The following is a 21,670-nucleotide window of genomic DNA, read 5'->3' as shown; positions in this document are numbered from 1 at the left end:
CATCACGATCCCGCTATCATCGACATCCGTTCATTCGAATCCTGATCCCGTCATGCGTCTGCTCGGCATCGACCTCGGCACCGGCTCCGTCAAACTCGTCACGATCGATGCCGACGGCGTCGAACGCGCGGTCGCGAGCGAACCATATCCGTTGTCGTCGCCGCGACCGGGCTGGGCCGAGATCGCGCCCGAGACGTGGTGGGACGCGCTCGTGCGCGCGGCCGCGCGCTTGCCGGCCGACGAACGCGCGCAGGTCGTTGCGATCGGCTTGTCGGGCCAGATGCACGGCGTCGTGCTGATGGACGCGGCCGCGCGTCCGGTGCGGCCGGCGCTGCTGTGGCCCGACACGCGCGCGGCGCGCGAAGCAGAGGCGGCGCGCTGGTCGGACGCGCCGAATCCGGTCGCGCCCGGAATGGCCGGCCCGCTGCTGTGCTGGCTTGCCGCGCACGAGCCGGACACATTGCGTGCCGCGCGCTGGGCCGTGCAGCCGAAAGACTGGCTGCGCGTCGCGCTCGGCGGCGAGGTCGCGGCCGATCCGAGCGATGCGTGCGCGACGGCGCTTGCGTCGCCCGACGGCGCGTGGGATCGCGCCCGGATCGAGGCGCTCGCGTTGCCGGCCGACCGCTTCGCGCCGGTACGCGCGTCGGCCGCGCGCTGCGGCGCACTCGACGCACGCGCCGCGGCCGCGCTCGGGCTGCCGGCCGGCGTGCCGCTCGCGACCGGCGCCGGCGATACCGCGTGCGCGGCGCTCGGCAGCGGGCTCGTCGCGTCCGGCGACGCGTTGCTGACGACGGGCAGCGGCGGCCAGATCGTCGTGCTCGCCGACGCGTTGCCGCCTGCGCGGCGCGGGCTGCATCGCTATCGTGCGGCGGCGGGCGGTGGCTATTACACGATGGCGGCGATGCAGAACGTGGGACTCGCGCTCGAAGCGGTGCGCGGCTGGCTTGGCTATCCCGACTGGGCCGCCGCCTACGACGACGCGTTCGCGCAGCCGCCGTCCGAGCGGCTCTGCTTCCTGCCGTATCTGACCGGCGAGCGCTCGCCGTGGATGAATCCCGATGCGCGCGGCGGCTGGCTCGGCCTCGCGCTCGGCGACACGCGTGGCGCGATGATGCGTGCCGCATTCGATGGCGTCGCGTTCGCGCTGCGCGCAGGGCTCGACGCGATCCGCGATGCGAACCGTGACGATCCCGTCGCGTCGTTGCGCGTCGCGGGCGGCGGCTCCGTCGATCCGCGCTGGCGGCAGCTGCTCGCCGATGCGCTCGGCGCGTCGCTCCACGCGCTCGAATGTCCGAATGCGGCGACGCGCGGCGCCGCGCTGCTCGCGGGTCTCGCGATCGGCCACTGGAGCGAATCGGCATTGCCCGCGCTCGCACCGGCCGCGTCGCCGGTTGCCGCGCCGCGCGACGATCGCGCGCTCGCCGCGCGGCACGCGCGCTTCGTCGACCTGTATGCGCGCACCGATGCGTGGTTCGCGACGGGCGTTTAAACTCGGGCACTTGTCGTTTTGCGCCACCGATGACGCATCGTGGCAAGCCGGCGACTGATTAGCGCACGCACGGCGCGCCGCGACGCGCGATCATGGCGAGCACCCGATTTTTCCGCAGGCCGGCGCGCGATGCCGCGCGGCGCGGAATGGAACCGGAGTCGACGCGGCGCCGCGCCGCGCCGGACCGACATTCAACAAGGAGTCACACGATGAAGACGAAAGCAGCGATTGCATGGAAGGCGGGCGCGCCGCTGACGATCGAGGAAGTCGATCTCGAAGGCCCGCGCGCGGGCGAAGTGCTGATCGAGGTGAAGGCGACCGGCATCTGCCACACCGACTACTACACGCTGTCCGGCGCCGATCCGGAAGGCATCTTCCCGGCGATCCTCGGCCATGAAGGCGCGGGCGTCGTCGTCGACGTCGGGCCGGGCGTCGGCACGGTGCGCAAGGGCGATCACGTGATTCCGCTCTACACGCCCGAATGCCGCGAGTGCAAGTTCTGCCTGTCGCGCAAGACCAACCTGTGCCAGAAGATCCGCGCGACGCAGGGCAAGGGCCTGATGCCCGACGCGACCTCGCGCTTCTCGCTCGACGGCAAGCCGCTGTTCCACTACATGGGCACCTCGACGTTCTCGAACTACATCGTCGTGCCGGAGATCGCGGTGGCGAAGGTGCGCGAGGATGCGCCGTTCGACAAGATCTGCTACATCGGCTGCGGCGTGACGACGGGCGTCGGCGCGGTGGTCTACTCGGCGAAGGTCGAGGCCGGCGCGAACGTCGTCGTGTTCGGTCTCGGCGGGATCGGGCTGAACGTGATCCAGGGTGCGAAGATGGTCGGCGCGGACAAGATCATCGGCGTCGACATCAATCCGAAGCGCGTCGAGCTCGCGAAGAAGTTCGGCATGACGCATTTCATCAACCCGAACGAAGTCGAGAACGTCGTCGACCATATCGTGCAGCTGACCGACGGCGGCGCCGACTACTCGTTCGAATGCGTCGGCAACGTGAAGCTGATGCGCCAGGCGCTCGAGTGCACGCACAAGGGCTGGGGCCAGTCGTTCATCATCGGCGTGGCCGCGGCCGGCGAAGAGATCAGTACGCGTCCGTTCCAGCTCGTGACGGGCCGCGAATGGAAGGGCTCCGCGTTCGGCGGCGCGCGCGGCCGCACCGACGTGCCGAAGATCGTCGACTGGTACATGGAAGGCAAGATCAACATCGACGACCTGATCACGCACACGCTGCCGCTCGAGCGGATCAACGAAGGCTTCGACCTGATGAAGAAGGGCGAGTCGATCCGCTCGGTCGTGCTGTACTGACCGACGGAGCGCGATCATGCTCGAACTCGTTTCATCGCATGCGTGCCACGGCGGCGAGCAGCGCTTCTATCGTCACGATTCGACGACGATCGGCCTGCCGATGAAGTTCTCCGTCTATTTGCCGCCGCAGGCCGCACACGGTCGCGTGCCGGCGCTGTTCTATCTCGCCGGGCTCACCTGCACGGAGGAGACGTTCGCGATCAAGGCCGGCGCGCAGCAGTATGCGGCGCAGCACGGTCTCGCGCTCGTCGCGCCCGACACGAGCCCGCGCGGTGCGGGCGTGCCGGGCGAAGCCGATGCGTGGGATTTCGGCGTCGGCGCAGGCTTCTACGTCGATGCGACCGAAGCGCCGTGGTCCACGCATTACCGGATGGAGACCTACGTGACGCGCGAGCTGCGCGAGATCGTCACGGCCGAGCTGCCGATCGACGGCGCGCGGCTCGGCATCTTCGGCCACTCGATGGGCGGGCACGGCGCGCTGACGCTCGCGCTGCGTCATCCGGACCTGTACCGGTCGGTGTCGGCGTTCGCGCCGATCGCGGCGCCGACGCGCTGCCCGTGGGGCGAGAAGGCGTTCTCGGGCTACCTCGGCGCGGATCGCGAAGCGTGGAAGCAGCACGACGCGAGCGAGCTCGTCGCGCGTACGGATGCGCCGAAATTCGCGGACGGCATCCTCGTCGACCAGGGCCTCGCCGATCAGTTCCTCGCGAACCAGCTGAACCCCGACGTATTCGAAGCCGCGTGCGCGAAGGCCGGCCAGCCGCTCACGCTGCGCCGCCATCCCGGCTACGACCACGGGTATTACTTCATCTCCACGTTCATCGCCGATCACATCGCGCATCACGCACGTGTGCTGATGCGCTGAGCCGCGGCGTGTCACGTACGTGTCACGTACGTGGCACGTCGCGTCGCGCGACGCGGCGCCGATAAAAAAACGCCGGCACTGCCTTCGGGCATGCCGGCGTTTTTTGTTTGTTTGCCTCGACGGGCCGCCGCCACGCAGGCCGGTGCAGTTCAGCGCCGCCGCAACAGGCTCGCGCCGTACACGAGCCCCGACAGCGCGGTGATCCAGAAGCTCGTCGGCCAGTCGGTGTGATACGCGAGCACGATGCCGAGCCACGCTTCGAGCAGCGCGAAGAGCGCCGCGAGCAGCACGCCGGTCGACAGGCGCGTCGACACGTTTTGCGCAGCGGCGGCCGGGCCGACGAGCAGCGTGAACACGAGCAGCACGCCGACGATCTGCGTCGCGGCAGCGACCGCGAGCGCGCACACCGCAAGGAACAGCACCGACACCGTGCGCAGCGACACGCCCTTCGCTTCGGCCAGCTCCGGCTGCAGCGACGCGAACAGCAGCGGCCGCGCGATCAGGGCGAGCGCGACGAGGCTCACCGCGCCGATGCCGGCGAGCACGGCGAGCGTGTCGTGGCTGACCGCGAGCACGTTGCCGAACAGCAGCGCCGTGACCTGCGTCGCGAACGACGTGTAGAAATGCAGGAACAGCAGGCCGAAGCCGAGCGCACCCGACAGGATCACGCCGATTGCGACGTCGCGGCCCGCGAGCCGCTCGCCGAGCGCGCCCATCGCGATGCCGGTCGCGAGCGTGAAGCCGACCATGCCCCAGATCGGCGAGATGCCGAACAGCACGGCGCCCGTCGCGCCGGTGAAGCCGACGTGCGACAGCGCGTGGCCGGCGAAGGTCTGCCCGCGCAGCACGAGGAAGTAGCCGACGATGCCCGCGAGCACCGCGACGATCCCCGACGCCGCGAAGGCGTTGATCATGAAATCGTATTCAAACATCGTGCGAATGCCCGGGGTGCGCGTGTCCGTGATGAGCGTGATGAGCGTGGCCGCTGCCGTGCGCATGGCCGCCGTCGTCCTCGTGTTCGTGGTCGTGCTTCTCGATCTCGACGTCGCCCGACATCACGAAGATCTTGCCGTTCACGCGCATCACGTCGATCGGCGATCCGTAGAGGCGCGACAGCACGGGCTTCGTGATCACCTCGTCGACGGTGCCGAGCGCCGCGACGCCGTTGCCGAGATACAGCACGCGGTCGAGCGCGTTGAGCAGCGGGTTCAGTTCGTGCGCAGAGAACAGCACGGTGATGCCGAGCTCGCGCTGGACCTTGCGCACGAGTTCGACGACGCCGCGCTGGTGGTTCGGATCGAGGCTGATCAGCGGCTCGTCGAGCAGCAGCAGCTTCGGATTGCCGAGCAGGCATTGCGCGAGCAGCAGGCGCTGGCGCTCGCCGCCCGACAGTTCCGACAGCGGCCGGTGCGACAGCGCGCGGCCGCCGACCAGATCGAGCACGCGGTCGACGTCGCGCCGCGTCGCGGCGCTCGTGTGCGGCAGCCCCCAGCGATGACCGTCGGCGGCCATCGCGACGAAGTCGTAGCCGCGCATCCGGCGGTTCGCGAGGCCGCTGCGGATCTGCGGCATATAGCCGATCGACGCGTTGCCGCGCGCGACCGGCAGGCCGCCGACCGACAGCGTGCCGCCGGCGACGGGCACGAGCCCGAGCACGGCGCGCATCAGCGTCGTCTTGCCCGCGCCGTTCGGCCCGAGCACGCCGACGAATTCGCCCGGTTCGATCGAGAAGCTGACATCGCGCAGGATCGTGCGTCCGCCCAGTTCGAGCGTGACGCGATCGAGCGCGAGTGCGTGGGGGGTCGGTGTCATGGCTTGCCGGTGGAAAGCGCATGGCCGAGCGCGTCGAGCTGCGCGGCCATCCATTGCTGGAAGGTCTTGCCGGCCGGCTGCGTCTCGGTGACGCTGACCGTCGGCACGCCGCTGTCGTGCGCGATCTTCAGCATCCGCTTGGTCATCGCTTCCTCGGCCTGGCTGTTGTAGATCAGCACGCGAACGCGCTTGTCGCGCAGATCCTTCTCGAATGCGGCGACGTCCTGTGCGCTCGCCTCGGTGTCGTTCATCGTCGCGAGCTGGAAGCGCTGGTTGCGCATCTCGAGGCCGATCGCGTCGGCCATGTAGCCGAACACGGGCTCGGTGGCCGTCACGGGCACGCCCTTGTACTGCGCGCGCAGCGCGGCGATCTTGTCGTCGACGGACTTCAGCGATGCGATGAACTTCTGCAGGTTCGCGTCGTAGTCGGCCTTGTTGGCCGGATCGACGCGGCCGAGCTCGGCCGCGATCGCGCGCGCGGCGGCCGGCATCGTCGCCGGGTCGTACCAGAGGTGCGGGTTGTCGCCGGCCTTCTTGCCGACCAGGTCGGCGACGACGATCGTCGCGCGCTTCGCTTGTTTCGATGCGCCGAGCAGCTTGCCCATCCACGGATCGTAGGCGGCGCCGTTGTAGATCACGAGCTGCGCGTGCTGCAGCGCGCGGGCCGTCTTCGGGCTTGCCTCGAACAGGTGCGGATCCTGATCGGGATTGCTGAGGATGCTCGTGACCGCGACGTGGCTGCCGCCGATCTGCGTGACGACGTCGCCGTAGAAATTCTCCGCGGCGACGACATTGACGGGCGCGGCCTGCGCGAGCGCGGGCGCCGCGAGCGACAGCGCGGCGACGCCGGCGGCGAGCCAGCGCAGCGCGCGCGACGCGGGGGAACGACGAACGGGCGACAGGGCGCGCAGCGGCGCGCGCTTCAGGGCAATAGACATGGAACTCCTCGTTGGAAGGGCGGCGCATGCGCCGCGCGATCGACGTCAGCGCTGGGCGGGCTTGCGCTTGCAGTGGCCGCACAGGCCGCTCAGCTCGACGACCTGGTGATGAACCTCGAAACCGTGCGCGGGCTCGGTCGACGACAGCTGCTTCGCGAGCTCGCCGCCGGGAATCTCGACGGTGTCGCCGCACGCGTCGCAGATCAGGAACTGGCCTTCGTGCGGCACGCCGATTTCGCAGCACGCGAAGAACGCGTTTTTCGACTCGATGCGATGGATGAAGCCGTGCTCGACGAGGAAGTCGAGCGCGCGGTAGACGGTCGTGGGCGGCACGCGGCCGCGCGTCGGCTCGAGTTCGGCGAGCAGATCGTATGCGCCGATCGGACGCTGCGCGGCGAGCACGCGCTCGTAGACCTGGCGGCGCAGCGGCGTCCAGGCGAGCCCGTGCTCGGCGGCGAATGCGTCGGCCCGGGACAGCCGGGCGGCGAGGGAGGAGGAGGTAGCCATGGCATCAAGCAGGCGATGAAACTGAGTATGGCGATGATATAACGTATCGCGCCGCCGTGCAGCGCCGATTTCCGCCCCGTTTCTGCTTCCGCGCGCCATCCGGCGTCGTTTCCGTCACGCCCGCCGCACCGCATCGACGCGTCACCCGCGTTATTCCGCCTCCATCGCCGTACCGCGGCCGCACACCGCCGTGCGGCGGCGCATCATCGAAAGCTGTCGTTCCGCCTTGACAGAGCGAATCGCGTATCCGATCATTCGACCACTAACAGAGCAATTGTTCGGGTCGCGAGCGTTCGCTCACTTCGCGGCCGTCGTACAGCAGAACGAACCGGAGACAACCCGTGAGACTGGAAGACAAGGTCGCGATCCTGACGGGCGCCGCCAGCGGCATCGGCGAAGCGGTCGCGCAACGCTATCTGGACGAAGGCGCGCGCTGCGTGCTCGTCGACGTGAAACCGGCCGGCGGCTCGCTCGCACGGCTCATCGAAGCGCATCCCGGCCGCGCGGCGGCCGTCACCGCCGACGTCACGCGCCGCGACGACATCGAGCGCATCGTCGCGACCGCGGTCGAGCGGTTCGGCGGCGTCGACATCCTGTTCAACAACGCGGCGCTGTTCGACATGCGCCCGCTCCTCGACGAATCGTGGGACGTGTTCGACCGGCTGTTCGCGGTCAACGTGAAGGGCATGTTCTTCCTGATGCAGGCGGTCGCGCAGCGGATGGTCGAGCAGGGGCGCGGCGGCAAGATCGTCAACATGTCGTCGCAGGCCGGCCGTCGCGGCGAGGCGCTCGTCTCGCACTACTGCGCGACGAAGGCGGCCGTGATCAGCTATACGCAGTCGGCCGCGCTCGCACTGGCGCCGCACCGGATCAACGTCAACGGCATCGCGCCGGGCGTCGTCGACACGCCGATGTGGGAGCAGGTCGACGCACTGTTCGCGCGCTACGAGAACCGGCCGCTCGGCGAAAAGAAGCGGCTCGTCGGCGAGGCGGTGCCGCTCGGCCGCATGGGCGTGCCGGCCGATCTGACCGGCGCCGCGCTGTTTCTCGCGTCGGCCGATGCCGACTACATCACCGCCCAGACGCTGAACGTCGACGGCGGCAACTGGATGAGCTGACATGAAGCCGCTCGCCTGCGCCGTCCGCCGGCCTGCTGCCGAACATCCGCGCAGCGCGCCGTGCGCGCGCGTCGCCGCACGAGGGCGCGGATGATGGCCGAGATCGTCGTCGCGGGCGAACTGCTCGCCGAATTCGTCGCCACCGAGCGCGGTCGGTCGTTCGATACGCCGGGGCTGTTCGCCGGGCCGTTCCCGAGCGGCGCGCCCGCCATCTTCGCCGATCAGGCCGCGCGCCTCGGTGCACGCGTCGCCTACGCGGGCTGCGTCGGGCGCGACGCCTTCGGCGACGCGATCGTCGCGCGGCTCGCGCACGACGGTGTCGACGTCGCGCGCATCCGCCGCGTCGCGCGTCCGACCGGCACCGCGTTCGTCGCGTATCGCGACGACGGCTCGCGCAGCTTCGTCTATACGCTGTCGACGAGCGCGGCCGCGTGCCTCGATGCGTCCGACGTCGACACGTCGATGTTCGACGGCTGCCGCTACTTTCATGTGATGGGCTCGTCGCTGACCGGCGAATCGGCGATCGCGGCCGTGCGGCGCGGCGTGATCGAGGCCGCGCGCGTGGGCGCGAAGGTGTCGTTCGATCCGAACGTGCGGCCCGAGATGCTGAGTTTCCGGCCGATGCGCGCGGCGCTCGACGAGATGCTGGCCGCATGCCATCTGTTCCTGCCGAGCGAAGCCGATCTGCCGTTCTTTTGCGGCCCGCAGTCGCCCGAGCGCGCGATCGCCGCATTGCTCGCGACGCATCCGCTGCTCGAGCGCGTCGTGCTCAAGCGCGGCGCGGCCGGCAGCGTCGCGTTCGAGCGCGCGCATCGCGTCGAGGCGCCGGCGTACGCGGTCGACGAAGTCGATCCGACCGGCGCCGGCGACTGCTTCGGCGGCACGCTGGTCGCAAGCCTCGTCGCCGGCGTGCCGCTCGATGCGGCGCTGCGCCGCGCGAACGCGGCCGGCGCAATCGCCGTCACGCGGCGCGGGCCGATGGAAGGCAACAGCAACGCGGCCGAGATCGCGCGTTTTCTGACCGAGCGGGGTGTCGGATGTCCGGTATGACGACGACCGTCGAACGCGCGCACGCCGCGCACGCCGCGCACGCGCAGGCCGTGCTGCGCATGATCTTCGATGCGAATCGCGCGGATGCGCAGCGCGGCATCTATGCGGTCTGCAGCGCGCATCGTCTCGTGCTCGAAGCCGCGTGCGAGGCCGCGCGCGCGGACGGCTCGCCGCTGCTGATCGAAGCAACCTGCAACCAGGTGAACCACGTCGGCGGCTACACGGGCATGACGCCTGCGGATTTCCGCCGCGACGTCGACGCGATCGCCGCGCAGTGCGGGCTCGCGCCGTCGGCGCTCGTGCTCGGCGGCGATCATCTGGGCCCGAACCCGTGGCGGCATCGGCGCGCGGCCGATGCGATGCGCGAGGCCGCCACGATGGTCGCCGCGTACGTCGAGGCCGGATTCGAAAAGATCCATCTCGACGCGAGCATGCCGTGCGCGGACGATCCGCCGTCGCTCGACGATCGCACGATCGCCGCGCGCGCCGTGCAGCTGTGCCGCGCGGCCGAAGAAGCCGGCGCGCGGGCGGGCGTCGCCCCCGTCTACGTGATCGGCACCGAGGTGCCGACGCCCGGCGGCGAATCGGGCGGCGACGCGATCGCACGCATCGCGGTCACGCGTGCGGACAGCGTGGCCGCGACGCTCGACGCGCATCGCGCGGCCTTCGCCGCGGCCGGTCTCGACGATGCGTGGATGCGCGTCGTCGCGATCGTCGCGCAGCCGGGCGTCGACTTCGACGATCGCCGCGTGCTCGACTACGACAGCGCGAAGGCCGCATCGCTCGGCGCGAGCATCCTGCGCACGCCGCGCCTCGTGTTCGAGGCGCACTCGACCGACTACCAGACCGAGCATGCGCTCGCGGCGCTCGTGCGCGACCACTTCGCGATCCTGAAGGTCGGGCCGGCGCTGACGTTCGCGCTGCGCGAGGCGCTGTTCGCGCTGAGCTTCATCGAGGACGCGCTGATCGACGACGCGGCGCAGCGCTCGCGCCTGCGCGACGTCGTCGACGACGCGATGCGCGCGCAGCCCGAGCACTGGGCGCCGTACTACCGTGGCGACGAAGCGGAGCAGCGCCTGGCGCGCCAGTTCAGCTACAGCGACCGCATCCGCTACTACTGGCTGCAGCCGACCGTTGCCGCGGCGGTCGAGCGGCTGTTCGGCAATCTCGCGCGGCAGCCGGTGCCGGAGACGCTCGTCGCGCAATGGCTGCCGGACGTCTACGCGGCATGCCGCGCGGGCGCGCTTGCACAGGAGCCGCGCGCGTGGGTGCGCCACCGGATACGCGACGTGATCGCGCACTATGCGCGCGCGTGCGGGATGCAGCGGCCGGCGTGACGGGCCGTGAAGGAAGCGACGCAACACCGACCTCGATAATCACAGACATAAGGAGACATGCCATGCAACGAAAGATGCTTGCCGCCGCCGTACGCCGTTTCGCCGGCGCCGCGTTCGCGACGGCCGCATGCGCCGCGTCCGCCGGCACGCTGACGATCGCGACGCTGAACAACCCCGACATGATCGAGTTGAAGAAGCTGTCGCCGGCCTTCGAGAAGGCGAACCCGGACATCAAGCTGAACTGGGTGATCCTCGAGGAGAACGTGCTGCGCCAGCGCGCGACGACCGACATCACGACCGGCAGCGGGCAGTTCGACGTGATGGCGATCGGCACCTACGAGACGCCGCAGTGGGGCAAGCGCGGCTGGCTCGCGCCGATCACCGGGCTGCCGGCCGACTACGACCTGAACGACATCGTGAAGACGGCGCGCGACAGCCTGTCGTACAACGGCCAGCTGTATGCGCTGCCGTTCTACGTCGAGAGCTCGATGACGTTCTACCGCAAGGACCTGTTCGCGGCGAAGGGGCTGAAGATGCCCGACCAGCCGACCTACGACCAGATCGCCGAATTCGCGGACAAGCTGACCGACAAGTCGAAGGGCATCTACGGGATCTGCCTGCGCGGCAAGGCCGGCTGGGGCGAGAACATGGCCTACGTGTCGACCGTCGTGAACACGTTCGGCGGCCGCTGGTTCGACGAGAAGTGGAACGCGCAGATCAACTCGCCGGAATGGAAGAAGGCCATCACGTTCTACGTGAACCTGCTGAAGAAGGACGGCCCGCCGGGGGCGAGCTCGAACGGCTTCAACGAGAACCTGACGCTGACCGCGTCCGGCAAGTGCGCGATGTGGATCGACGCGACGGTCGCGGCCGGCATGCTCTACAACAAGCAGCAGTCGCAGGTCGCCGACAAGATCGGCTTCGCGGCCGCGCCGGTCGCCGTCACGCCGAAGGGCTCGCACTGGCTGTGGGCGTGGGCGCTCGCGATCCCGAAGACGTCGAAGCAGCAGGACGCCGCGCGCAAGTTCGTCGCGTGGGCGACGTCGAAGCAGTACATCGAGATGGTCGGCAAGGACGAGGGCTGGGCGTCGGTGCCGCCGGGCACGCGCGCGTCGACCTATCAGCGCGCCGAATACAAGGCCGCCGCGCCGTTCTCCGATTTCGTGCTGAAGGCAATCGAGACGGCCGATCCGAACGATCCGTCGCTGAAGAAGGTGCCGTACACGGGCGTCCAGTACGTCGGGATTCCCGAGTTCCAGTCGTTCGGCACCGTGGTCGGCCAGGCGATCGCCGGCGCGGTCGCGGGGCAGATGACGGTCGACCAGGCGCTCGCCGCCGGGCAGGCCGCCGCGGACCGCGCCGTGCGGCAGGCCGGCTACAGGAAGTAACGCGACGCGCGCCGTGCGCGAATGCGTGCGGCGCGCCTCGCCGAAGCGGCAACGCGGGCCGGCCGTTCGCGCCCGCGTCTCAACCGGAGGGACTCCGATCATGCGTCATTTGCGTCTTCCCCTGAATCACGCGTCGTCGGTCGGCGACGCGTCGTCGTCGCCCGGCGCGGCGCGCCGTGCCGGCGGCGGCGCGCGCTGGCTCGTGTCGCCGTCCGTCGCGGTGCTGCTGCTGTGGATGTCGATTCCGCTCGCGATGACGATCTGGTATTCGTTCTCGCGCTACAACCTGCTGAATCCCGACGTGAAGGGCTTCGCCGGGTTCGACAACTACCGCTTCCTCGCGACCGATCCGTCGTTCCTGCCGGCGATCTGGCATACGCTCGTGCTGATCGGCGCGGTGCTCGCGATCACGGTGATCGGCGGCGTGCTGATGGCCGTACTGTTCGACCGCAAGTTCTACGGGCAGGGTATCGCGCGGCTGCTTGCGATCGCGCCGTTCTTCGTGATGCCGACGGTCTCCGCGCTGATCTGGAAGAACATGATCCTGCACCCCGTGTACGGGCTCGTCGCGAACGCGATGCGCGCGCTCGGCATGCAGCCGATCGACTGGTTCGCCGACTATCCGCTCACCGCCGTGATCATGATCGTCGCGTGGCAGTGGCTGCCGTTCGCATTCCTGATCCTGTTCACCGCGATCCAGTCGCTCGACCAGGAGCAGAAGGAAGCCGCGCGCATCGACGGCGCGGGCCCGATCGCGATGTTCTTCTACATCACGCTGCCGCATCTGAAGCGCGCGATCGCGGTCGTCGTGATGATGGAGACGATCTTCCTGCTGTCGATCTTCGCGGAGATCTATACGACGACGGGCGGCGGCCCCGGCAACGCGACCACCAACCTGTCGTACCTGATCTATGCGCTCGGCCTGCAGCAGTTCGACGTCGGCCTCGCGTCCGCGGGCGGGATCATCGCCGTGGTGGTCGCGAACGTCGTGTCGTTCTTCCTGGTACGGATGCTCGCGCGCAACCTGAAGGGGGAGTACGAGAAATGAGCGACCTGACTTTCGAAAACCGGCGCGCACCCGCCGTGTTCGACCTCGTGCGGCGCGCGCTGCCCGGCACGCTCGCGTGGCTGATCGCGCTGCTGCTGTTCTTCCCGATCTTCTGGATGGCGATCACCGCGTTCAAGACCGAGCAGCAGGCCTATGCGTCGACGCTGTTCTTCGTGCCGACGCTCGACAGCTTCCGCGAGGTGTTCGCGCGCAGCAACTACTTCGCGTTCGCGTGGAACTCGGTGCTGATCTCGGCCGGCGTCACGCTGATCAGCCTGCTGTTCGCGGTGCCGGCCGCGTACGCGATGGCGTTCTTTCCGAACCGCCGCACGCAGAAGGTGCTGCTCTGGATGCTGTCGACGAAGATGATGCCGTCGGTCGGCGTGCTCGTGCCGATCTATCTGCTCTGGAAGAACGCGGGGCTGCTCGACACGGTGTCGGGCCTCGTGATCGTCTACACGCTGATCAATCTGCCGATCGCCGTGTGGATGACCTTCACGTACTTCAACGAGATTCCGAAGGACATTCTCGAAGCGGGGCGCATCGACGGCGCGTCGACCTGGCAGGAGATCGTCTATCTGCTGATGCCGATGGCGCTGCCCGGGCTGGCGTCGACCGCGCTGCTGCTCGTGATCCTGTCGTGGAACGAGGCGTTCTGGAGCATCAACCTGTCGAGCTCGAACGCGGCGCCGCTGACGGTATTCATCGCGTCGTACTCGAGCCCCGAGGGCCTGTTCTGGGCGAAGCTGTCCGCGGCATCGCTGCTCGCGGTCGCGCCGATCCTGATCGTCGGCTGGATCTCGCAGAAGCAGCTGGTGCGCGGGCTCACGTTCGGAGCGGTCAAGTGAGCGCGGCCGGCAGAGGCGCGGCCGGCAGCGGCCTGGCCGACGAACGCGCAAGCGTGCTGATCTGCGACTGCGACGGCGTGCTGATCGACAGCGAGGCCGTCGCCGCCGACGTGCTCGTGCGCGAGCTCGAGGCGCGCTGGCCGGGCGTCGATGCGCGGCCGGCCGTGATGCCGCTGCTCGGGCTGCGCATCGAGCGCGTGCTGGCCGGCGCGAGCGAAGCGGTCGGCCGCACGCTGTCGGCGGACGACGTCGACGCGATTCGCCGCGCCGTCGAAGCGGCGGCCGTGCATGCGCCGATGGTCGAGGGCATCGACGCGGCGCTCGCGGCGATCGAGCTGCCGAAGGCCTGCGCGAGCAACAGCTATCGCGGCTACGTCGAAGCGGCGCTCGCGCGCACGGGCCTCGCGCGCTTCTTCGGCGACCGGCTGTTCTGCGCGGATGCGGTCGCGCGGCCGAAGCCCGCGCCCGACGTCTATCTCGCGGCCGCGCACGCGCTCGGTGTCGCGCCCGCGCAGTGCCTCGTCGTCGAGGACAGCGCGACCGGGATCACCGCGGCCGCCGCGGCCGGCATGACGGTGCTCGCGTTCGTCGGCGGCGGGCATGCGCCGGCCGCGCAGAGCGACGCGCTGCGCGGCATCGGCGCACGCCACGTATTCGACGACATGCACGAGCTGCCCGGCTACGTCGCGCGCTGGCAGGCGACGGGCGCGGTGCTGCCGAACTAGCAACGATCGCGCTGCGTTTCTGCGCGGCGCATCACGAACGAAACGGAGACAGACCATGGCAAGCGTGCTCCTGCGCAATATCGCGAAGCGCTACGACGACAACGAAGTGCTGCGCAACGTGAATCTCGACATCGCCAACGGCGAATTCGTCGTGTTCGTCGGCCCGAGCGGCTGCGGCAAGTCGACGCTGATGCGGATGATCGCCGGGCTCGAGGACATTTCGAGCGGCGACCTGCTGATCGACGGCGTGAAGGTCAACGATGTGCCGAGCGCGAAGCGCGGGATCGCGATGGTGTTCCAGTCGTATGCGCTGTATCCGCACATGACGCTGTACGACAACATGGCGTTCGGGCTGAAGCTCGCGGGCGCGAAGAAGCCCGAGATCGACCAGGCCGTGAAGCAGGCCGCGAAGATCCTGCACATCGACCATCTGCTCGACCGCAAGCCGAAGCAGCTGTCGGGCGGGCAGCGGCAGCGCGTCGCGATCGGCCGCGCGATCACGCGCAAGCCGAAGGTGTTCCTGTTCGACGAGCCGCTCTCGAACCTCGACGCCGCGCTGCGCGTGAAGATGCGGCTCGAGTTCGCGCGGCTGCACGACGAGCTGAAGACGACGATGATCTACGTGACGCACGATCAGGTCGAGGCGATGACGCTCGCGGACAAGATCGTCGTGCTGTCGGGCGGCGCGGTGCAGCAGGTCGGCACGCCGAATGCGCTGTATCACGCGCCGGCGAACCTGTTCGTCGCGGGCTTCATCGGCTCGCCGAAAATGAATTTCCTGAAGGGCACGGTCGAGGCCGCCGATGCGGGCGGCGTGCTCGTGCGCTTCGACAGCGGCGATACGCAGCGCGTCGCGGTCGACGCGACCGGCGTGCAGCGCGGCGCGCCGGTGACGGTCGGCGTGCGGCCGGAGCATCTGAAGGTCGGCGCGGCGGCTGACGGCGTCGCCGCGAAGACGATGACGGTCGAATCGCTCGGCGACGCCGCCTATCTGTACGCGGAATCGCCGGTCGCGCCGGACGGGCTGATCGCGCGGATTCCGCCGCTCGACACGTACCGCACGGGTGAAGTGCTGCACATGCACGCCGACGCCGAGCACTGCCATCTGTTCGACGAGCAGGGCCACGCGTTCCGCCGGCTCGGCGTGCATGCGAAGGCGGCCTGACGCGCGGCGCGCGTCACAGCTGCAGATGCTCGACGAGGTAGTCGACGAACGCGCGCAGCTTCGGCGTGGGATGGCGGCCTGACGGCCACAGCACGTACACCGGCGTGCGGCTCGCGACGTAGTCGTCGAGCACCGTGCGCAGCGTGCCGGCATCGATCGGCTCGCGCACGAAGAACTCGGGCAGGCACGCGATGCCGAGCCCGCGCAACGCGAAGCAGAGGCGCGTTTCCGCGTTGTTGCTGACCATCGACACGGGCACGTCCGGCGGCGTGTGCGAACGCGGCACCGGCAGCGGCCAGATCTCGAGCTTGCCGGTGGCCGGAAACCGGTAGTGCAGGCAGCGATGGCGAGCGAGATCGGCCGGCGTGCGTGGCGTGCCGTGCCGTTCGAGGTAATCGGGCGACGCGACCAGATGCTGGCGGAAATGGCCGAGCAGCCGCGACGAGAGCCGCGAATCGGCCGGGCGACCGGTGCGTACGACCGCATCGAAGCCTTCGTCGACGACATCGACGAGCCGGTCGCTGAAATCGAGATCCAGTTCGATCTCCGGATACGCGCTCATGAAGCCGGCGAGCACCGGCAGCATCAGCGTGCCGATCGTCGGCAGGCTCACGCGCAGCCGCCCGCGCGGCGCTTCGACGCTTTGCGTGAGCTCGCGCTCGGCCGCATCGATTTCGGCGATCACGCGCCGGCATCGTTCGAGAAAGCGCGCGCCTTCGGCCGTCAGCGTGACGCTGCGCGTGCTGCGATGAAAGAGCCGCACGTTGAGCCGCGCCTCGAGCCGCGCGATGCGTTTGCCGACCGCCGACGCGGAGATCCCGAGCGCGCGGCCGGCCGCGACGAAGCTGCGCGTTTCCGCGACTTGAACGAAGACGAAGAAGCCGCCCAGATTCTCCATGCAGATTCCCGATTGCGGACATCGATGTCCGGATTGTCCGGAACTCTAGCCCAGTTTTTCTTCGTTTGCCGGCTCCCTACGATGAGCGTTCGTTCATTGATTCATCGAGGTCACTGCCATGTCATCCCTGCCTGTGATTGCCCGCGACAGCGAGCCGGACGTCGCGCTGCACGCGCGGCTCGACGACGCGCTCGAGCGCGCGCTCGCGGACCAACGGATCGTCGGCGCGGTCGTAATGGTCGCGCGCGGCGGCGTGCTGCGCTACACGCGTGCGGCGGGCCTTGCCGACCGCGAGGCGCGCACGCCGATGCGTGAGGACACGCTGTTCCGGCTCGCATCGGTCACGAAGCCGATCGTGACGGCCGCCGCGATGCGGCTCGTCGCGGCCGGCCGCATCGCGCTCGACGAACCGGTCGCGCGCTGGCTGCCCGCGTTCCGGCCGACGCTGCGCGACGGCACGCCGGCCCGCATCACGTTGCGGCATCTGCTGTCGCATACGGCGGGCCTCGGCTATCGCTTTCTCGAACCCGACGACGACGGCCCGTATGCGCGAGCCGGCGTATCCGACGGCATGGATCGCACGCCCGTGTCGCTCGCGGAGAACGTGCGGCGCATCGCGAGCGTGCCGCTGCAATTCGAGCCCGGTACGTCGTGGTGCTATTCGCTCGCGACCGACGTGGTCGGCGCGCTGATCGAGGCCGTCCACGAAAGGCCGCTCGCCGAGGCGATCGCCGAACTCGTCACGACACCGCTCGGCATGACCGCGACCGCGTTCGTCGCGCCCGATGCCGCGCGCGTGGCGACACCGTACGTGAGTACGGCAGGCGCGCCGCGTCGGATGGCGGCCGTCGAGGTCGTACCGCCGCGCGACGGTACGGTCGGCATCCGCTTCGAACCGGCGCGCGCGTTCGATCGCGACGCATGGCCGTCGGGCGGCGCCGGCATGATCGGCTGCGCGGCGGACTGCGTCGCGCTACTCGACGCGCTGCGCACCGGCCGCGACGGCTGGCTCGCGCCCGAATGGATCGACGAGATGGCGCGCATCCAGCCGGGCGCACACGACGTGCCGGACGCCCCCGGCTTCGGCTTCGGGCTCGGCTTTTCGGTGCTGCGCGATCCCGTTGCCGCGCAGTCGCCGGAGTCGGTCGGCACGTGGCGCTGGGGCGGCGCGTACGGGCATGCGTGGTTCGTCGATCGCGCGGCCGGGCTCACGGTCGTCGCGCTGACGAACACGCTGTACGAGGGCGCGCACGGCCGATTCGTCACCGACGTGCGCGATGCGGTCTACGGCGCGGGGAGGGCGGCATGAGCGAATGCGTATCGATGTCCGCGACGGCGGCCGGCGACCGCGTGCGTCTGCCGGTCGGGAACCTGCTCGCGCTCGCGACGGCCGGCTTCATCACGGTCCTGACCGAAGCGCTGCCGGCCGGCCTGTTGCCGCTGATGAGCGCGGATCTGCGCGTGACCGAAGCGCTGATCGGCCAGCTCGTGACCGTCTATGCGCTCGGCTCGATCGTCGCCGCGATTCCACTGGTTGCCGCGACGCGCGGGATCGCACGCCGCCGCTTGCTGATCGCCGCGCTGGCCGGCTTCGTCGTGTCGAACGCGCTGACGGCCGTGTCGCCGTACTACGCGCTCACGCTCGCCGCGCGCTTCGTCGCCGGCATGGCCGCCGGGCTGCTGTGGGCGCTGCTCGCGGGCTACGCGAGCCGGATGGTCGACGAACACCTGCGTGGCCGCGCGATCGCGGTCGCAATGCTCGGCGTGCCGGTCGCGATGTCGATCGGCATTCCGGCCGGCACCGCGTTCGGTGCGGCAGTCGGCTGGCGCGTCGCGTTCGCGGGCATCACGCTCGCGGCGCTCGCGCTGATCGGATGGGTGCGACTGCGCCTGCCCGACTATCCGGGGCAGCCGGCCGGCTCGCGCGAGCCCGTGCTCGCGGTGCTGAAGATGCCCGGCGTGCGTGCCGTGCTGACGGTGATGTTCGCGTACGTGCTTGCGCACAACATGCTCTACACGTACATCGCGCCGTTTCTCGCGGGTGAACGGATGGGCACGCAGGTCGATGCGGTGCTGTTCGTGTTCGGCATCGCGTCGCTGGGCGGGCTCGGGCTGACGGGCGCGTGGATCGGCGCCGCGCAGCGGCGGCTCACGTTCGCGAGCATCGCGTTGTTCGCGCTCGCGGCGCTGATGCTCGGCGCCGGCAACGGGATGGTGATCGTCTATGCGGGCGTCGCGCTGTGGGGCATCGCGTTCGGCGGCGCACCGACGCTGTTCCAGACGGCCGCCGCGCAGGCGGCGGGCGACGCGGCCGACGTCGCGCAGTCGATGCTCGTCACGGTCTGGAATCTGGCGATCGCCGGCGGCGGCATCGCGGGCGGCATGCTGCTCGACGCGGCGGGCGCCGGCCCGATTCCGTGGGCGCTCGTCGCGCTGCTGAGCGCAGCCGCGCTCGGCGCATGGCGTGCGCGCGGGCATGCGTTTGCGGCGGCGCAGCGCGCGGCATGACGGCTGCGGGCCGCGCGGCGCGGCGTCAGAGCGTCGCGTCGAGCGCCGCGCGCGCGCAGGTCTCGTCCGTCACGAGCCCCGACACCCAGCCGCCGCGCAGCGCGGCGATCACCGCGTCGCGCTTTTTCGGCCCGCCCGCGAACGCGATCGTCGGGCGCTTGGGCGGCGTCTCGAGCGGCACGCTCGTCACGCGCGCGCTCGTCGACACGTCGACGAGCCGGCCCTGAGCATCGATCGGTACACCGAGCAGTTCGGCGACCGCGCCGCGCGCGATCATCTCGTCGCGTTCCTGCTCGGTGATGAAGCCGTCTTCGTACAGCGGGCAGTGCGGGCCGATGTTGCCGACGCCGACGAACGCGACGTCGGCTTCCGCGGACAGCGCGTCGACGATCCGGTAGAGCCGGTGATTGCACCACTGCGCGCGCTCGGCGTCGCTGTCGGCGAACAGCGGGGCGGGCAGCAGGAAGTGCTTGCCGCCCGTCTTCTCGGAGATGTACTGCGCGACGTCGTAGCGGTTCGACGAGCCGTCGGCCGCGATCGCGCCGACCATCGACACGAGCCGGTGCTGCGGGCGATCGATCTGCGCGATCTGCGCGACGGCCGCCTTCAGCGTCCGGCCGCTGCTGACCGCGATCACCATCGGCCGCGTCTCGCTCAGATAGCGTTCCATGACCTGCGCACCGGCGACCGCGAGCTTGCGGTCGATCGCATCGGGCGCGTCGGCATCGACCGGCACGACTTCGCACATCGAGAGCCCGTAGCGCTTCGACAACTGCGCACCGAGATCGAGGCAGTCGGCCAATTGGTGATCGACGCGCACGCGAATCAGGTTCTTCTCGATCGCGAAGGCGACGAGGCGCTGCGCGACCGGGCGCGACACCTGCAGCTTCTCGGCAATTTCGTTCTGCGTGTCGCCCGCGACGTAATAGAGCCACGCGGCGCGCGTGGCGAGATCGAGTTTTTCTGAAGACTTGGACACGATAGCGATTCGGTTCGGAGCGGGCCGGCGGTGCGGCGCAACGGGATCCACTGTACCGCATGCGGCGCGGGCCGCCGTTCGGCACCCGCGCGGCAGCGGCCGCTCACGCGAGACGCGTGCGCGACGGTTCGTAAAGCGGACGCACGTGACGGTACAGCGCGCGAAACGCATCGAGGCGCTCGCGCAGCAGCGCGTGACGCGCGGCGTTCGGCGTGTAGTCGGCGCGCACCGGCGGCTTGGTCAGTACAGCCTCGGGATCGGCGCCGACCGCGAGCCAGCCGAGCCGTGCCGCGCCGAGCGCGGCGCCCGTCTCGCCGCCGCCGTGCCGGCGCGTGCGGACGTTGAGTGCATCGGCGATCAGCTGCGCCCAGAACGCGCTGCGCGCGCCGCCGCCGATCAGCGACAGCCGATCGGTTTCGACGCCGGCCGCATGCAGCGCGTCGAGGCCGTCCGCGAGGCCGAGCGTCACGCCTTCGAGCACCGCATAGCCGAGATGCGCGCGCTCGGTCGCATGCGTCATTCCGAAGAACACACCTTGCGCATACGGATCGTTGTGCGGCGTGCGCTCGCCGGACAGGTACGGCAGGAACAGCGGCGCGGTCGCGAGTGCGCCCGCGTCGAGCGCTTCGACTTCGGCGAGCAGCGTGGGCTCGTCGGTGCCGGTCAGCTTGCAGACCCAGCGCAGGCAGCTCGCGGCCGACAGCACGACGCTCATCAACTGCCAGCGATCGGGGATCGCATGGCAGAACGCGTGCACGGCCGAGGCGGGGTTCGGCATGAAGCGGTCGCCGACGACGCTCAGCACGCCCGACGTGCCGAGCGACACGAAGCCGTCGCCCGCATGGATCGCGCCGATGCCGAGCGCGCTCGTCGCGTTGTCGCCGCCGCCGCCCGCGACGACGACCGCCTCGGACAGCCCGAGCGCGCGTGCGACGTCCGCGCGCAGCGTGCCGGACGGCGCATTGCCTTCGACGATGCGCGGCATCTGGTCGCGCGTCATGTCGCACGCGGCGAGCAGCGCGTCGGACCAGTCGCGGCGCGCGACGTCGAGCCACAGCGTGCCGGCCGCGTCGGACGGATCGGACACCTTCGCGCCGGTCAGCCGGAATCGCAGGTAGTCCTTCGGCATCAGCACGCATGCCGTCGCCGCGAATACCTGCGGTTCGTGCTTCGCGACCCAGAGCAGCTTCGGCGCGGTGAATCCGGGCATCGCGAGATTGCCGGCGAGCGCATGCAGATCGGGGGCGCGCTCGGTGAGCAGCGCGCATTCGTCGGCGCTGCGCATGTCGTTCCAGAGGATCGCCGGACGCAGCACGCGATCGTCGCGCCCGAGCAGCACCGCGCCGTGCATCTGGCCGGACAGGCCGATGCCGCGCACCTGCACGAATGCGTCCGGATGCCGTTCGCGCAGCGTCGCGAGTGCCGCCAGCGTGCCTTGCCACCAGTCTTCCGGATGCTGCTCGGCCCAGCGCGGATACGGCCGCGAGACGGTGAACGGCGTGCCGGCCGTGCCGACGACCGAGCCGTCCGGGGCCAGCAGCAGCACTTTCACTTCCGAAGTGCCGAGGTCGATGCCGAGATACATAGATAGCGATCCGTTCCGTCAGTCAGGAGCCGCTACTTTAGCCCCGCGGCCGGCCGCATGCCAACGCCGGTTCGCCCGCATCGCGCGCCGCGGC

Annotated in this window: 20 protein-coding genes; 13 read left to right on the top strand and 7 right to left on the bottom strand. The window is 69.9% G+C overall.

Annotated elements, in window-relative coordinates; all coding sequences use genetic code 11:
- Positions 1–52: 52 nt before the first annotated feature.
- The 3 genes from NP80_RS26085 to fghA all read left to right on the top strand — a co-directional run bounded on the left by NP80_RS26085 (position 53) and on the right by fghA (position 3,670).
- Positions 53–1,489 carry a xylulokinase gene (locus tag NP80_RS26085; RefSeq protein ID WP_035945110.1) on the top strand — a complete coding sequence of 479 codons (1,437 nt, stop codon included), beginning with the start codon at positions 53–55 and terminating at the stop codon, positions 1,487–1,489.
- Between the two features lie 209 nt (positions 1,490–1,698).
- Positions 1,699–2,805, top strand: coding sequence for an S-(hydroxymethyl)glutathione dehydrogenase/class III alcohol dehydrogenase (locus NP80_RS26080; RefSeq protein ID WP_006406473.1), 1,107 nt, complete (start codon positions 1,699–1,701; stop codon positions 2,803–2,805).
- 16 nt (positions 2,806–2,821) lie between these two features.
- The gene (fghA, locus tag NP80_RS26075) at positions 2,822–3,670 is read left to right on the top strand and encodes an S-formylglutathione hydrolase (protein WP_006410051.1); all 849 of its coding nucleotides are present in this window, start codon (positions 2,822–2,824) and stop codon (positions 3,668–3,670) included.
- A 149-nt stretch (positions 3,671–3,819) separates the two neighbouring features.
- Here fghA and NP80_RS26070 read toward each other — a convergent pair whose 3' ends face one another.
- The 4 genes from NP80_RS26070 to NP80_RS26055 are packed head-to-tail and all read right to left on the bottom strand — an operon-like array spanning position 3,820 to position 6,927.
- Complete coding sequence (locus NP80_RS26070) at positions 3,820–4,602, bottom strand: metal ABC transporter permease (protein WP_006406471.1); 783 nt, start codon at positions 4,600–4,602, stop codon at positions 3,820–3,822.
- On the bottom strand, positions 4,595–5,482 hold the full coding sequence (locus NP80_RS26065; RefSeq protein ID WP_006410050.1) for an ABC transporter ATP-binding protein: 888 nt from the start codon (positions 5,480–5,482) through the stop codon (positions 4,595–4,597). Before NP80_RS26065 ends, NP80_RS26070 begins: the two co-directional genes overlap by 8 nt.
- Complete coding sequence (locus NP80_RS26060) at positions 5,479–6,420, bottom strand: metal ABC transporter solute-binding protein (RefSeq protein WP_006406469.1); 942 nt, start codon at positions 6,418–6,420, stop codon at positions 5,479–5,481. The genes NP80_RS26065 and NP80_RS26060 overlap by 4 nt, the downstream gene beginning before the upstream one ends.
- A 45-nt stretch (positions 6,421–6,465) precedes the next feature.
- Complete coding sequence (locus tag NP80_RS26055) at positions 6,466–6,927, bottom strand: Fur family transcriptional regulator (protein ID WP_006398440.1); 462 nt, start codon at positions 6,925–6,927, stop codon at positions 6,466–6,468.
- Between the two features lie 341 nt (positions 6,928–7,268).
- On the opposite strand from NP80_RS26055, the gene NP80_RS26050 reads away from it, so the two are divergent.
- The 8 genes from NP80_RS26050 to NP80_RS26015 all read left to right on the top strand — a co-directional run bounded on the left by NP80_RS26050 (position 7,269) and on the right by NP80_RS26015 (position 15,606).
- Entirely contained in the window at positions 7,269–8,045 is a 777-nt protein-coding gene (locus NP80_RS26050) for an L-iditol 2-dehydrogenase (protein ID WP_006406468.1), read from the top strand.
- A 93-nt stretch (positions 8,046–8,138) separates the two neighbouring features.
- Entirely contained in the window at positions 8,139–9,095 is a 957-nt protein-coding gene (locus tag NP80_RS26045; protein WP_035488723.1) for a sugar kinase, read from the top strand.
- Positions 9,083–10,432, top strand: a complete 1,350-nt coding sequence (locus tag NP80_RS26040) for a D-tagatose-bisphosphate aldolase, class II, non-catalytic subunit (protein ID WP_006406466.1) — start codon at positions 9,083–9,085, stop codon at positions 10,430–10,432. Before NP80_RS26045 ends, NP80_RS26040 begins: the two co-directional genes overlap by 13 nt.
- A gap of 62 nt (positions 10,433–10,494) precedes the next feature.
- Complete coding sequence (locus tag NP80_RS26035) at positions 10,495–11,820, top strand: ABC transporter substrate-binding protein (protein ID WP_006406465.1); 1,326 nt, start codon at positions 10,495–10,497, stop codon at positions 11,818–11,820.
- Positions 11,821–11,920: 100 nt separating this feature from the next.
- The gene (locus NP80_RS26030; RefSeq protein WP_006406464.1) at positions 11,921–12,868 is read left to right on the top strand and encodes a carbohydrate ABC transporter permease; all 948 of its coding nucleotides are present in this window, start codon (positions 11,921–11,923) and stop codon (positions 12,866–12,868) included.
- Entirely contained in the window at positions 12,865–13,716 is an 852-nt protein-coding gene (locus NP80_RS26025; protein WP_006406463.1) for a carbohydrate ABC transporter permease, read from the top strand. The genes NP80_RS26030 and NP80_RS26025 overlap by 4 nt, the downstream gene beginning before the upstream one ends.
- A complete protein-coding gene (locus NP80_RS26020) occupies positions 13,713–14,441 on the top strand; it encodes an HAD family hydrolase (RefSeq protein ID WP_006406462.1) in 729 nt (242 codons plus the stop codon). The genes NP80_RS26025 and NP80_RS26020 overlap by 4 nt, the downstream gene beginning before the upstream one ends.
- Before the next feature lie 55 nt (positions 14,442–14,496).
- Positions 14,497–15,606: an ABC transporter ATP-binding protein gene (locus tag NP80_RS26015; protein WP_006406461.1), complete on the top strand. Its 1,110-nt coding sequence runs from the start codon at positions 14,497–14,499 to the stop codon at positions 15,604–15,606.
- A gap of 13 nt (positions 15,607–15,619) precedes the next feature.
- On the opposite strand, the gene NP80_RS26010 is transcribed toward NP80_RS26015, so the two are convergent.
- A complete protein-coding gene (locus tag NP80_RS26010; RefSeq protein ID WP_006406460.1) occupies positions 15,620–16,504 on the bottom strand; it encodes a LysR family transcriptional regulator in 885 nt (294 codons plus the stop codon).
- Between the two features lie 118 nt (positions 16,505–16,622).
- On the opposite strand from NP80_RS26010, the gene NP80_RS26005 reads away from it, so the two are divergent.
- Both NP80_RS26005 and NP80_RS26000 read left to right on the top strand, forming a co-directional pair.
- The gene (locus NP80_RS26005; RefSeq protein WP_006406459.1) at positions 16,623–17,813 is read left to right on the top strand and encodes a serine hydrolase domain-containing protein; all 1,191 of its coding nucleotides are present in this window, start codon (positions 16,623–16,625) and stop codon (positions 17,811–17,813) included.
- The gene (locus tag NP80_RS26000) at positions 17,810–19,012 is read left to right on the top strand and encodes an MFS transporter (protein WP_006406458.1); all 1,203 of its coding nucleotides are present in this window, start codon (positions 17,810–17,812) and stop codon (positions 19,010–19,012) included. The genes NP80_RS26005 and NP80_RS26000 overlap by 4 nt, the downstream gene beginning before the upstream one ends.
- 25 nt (positions 19,013–19,037) lie before the next feature.
- Here the strand turns inward: NP80_RS26000 and NP80_RS25995 are convergent, their stop codons facing one another.
- Positions 19,038–19,991, bottom strand: a complete 954-nt coding sequence (locus tag NP80_RS25995; protein WP_006406457.1) for a sugar-binding transcriptional regulator — start codon at positions 19,989–19,991, stop codon at positions 19,038–19,040.
- 103 nt (positions 19,992–20,094) lie between these two features.
- On the bottom strand, positions 20,095–21,576 hold the full coding sequence (gene xylB / locus NP80_RS25990) for a xylulokinase (protein ID WP_006406456.1): 1,482 nt from the start codon (positions 21,574–21,576) through the stop codon (positions 20,095–20,097).
- Between the last annotated feature and the right edge of the window lie 94 nt (positions 21,577–21,670).

Source organism: Burkholderia multivorans ATCC BAA-247 (genome assembly GCF_000959525.1).
Taxonomy (GTDB): Bacteria; Pseudomonadota; Gammaproteobacteria; order Burkholderiales; family Burkholderiaceae; genus Burkholderia; species Burkholderia multivorans.
Note: the sequence above shows the minus strand (reverse complement) of the source record. Positions and strands in the feature narration are given on the sequence as shown.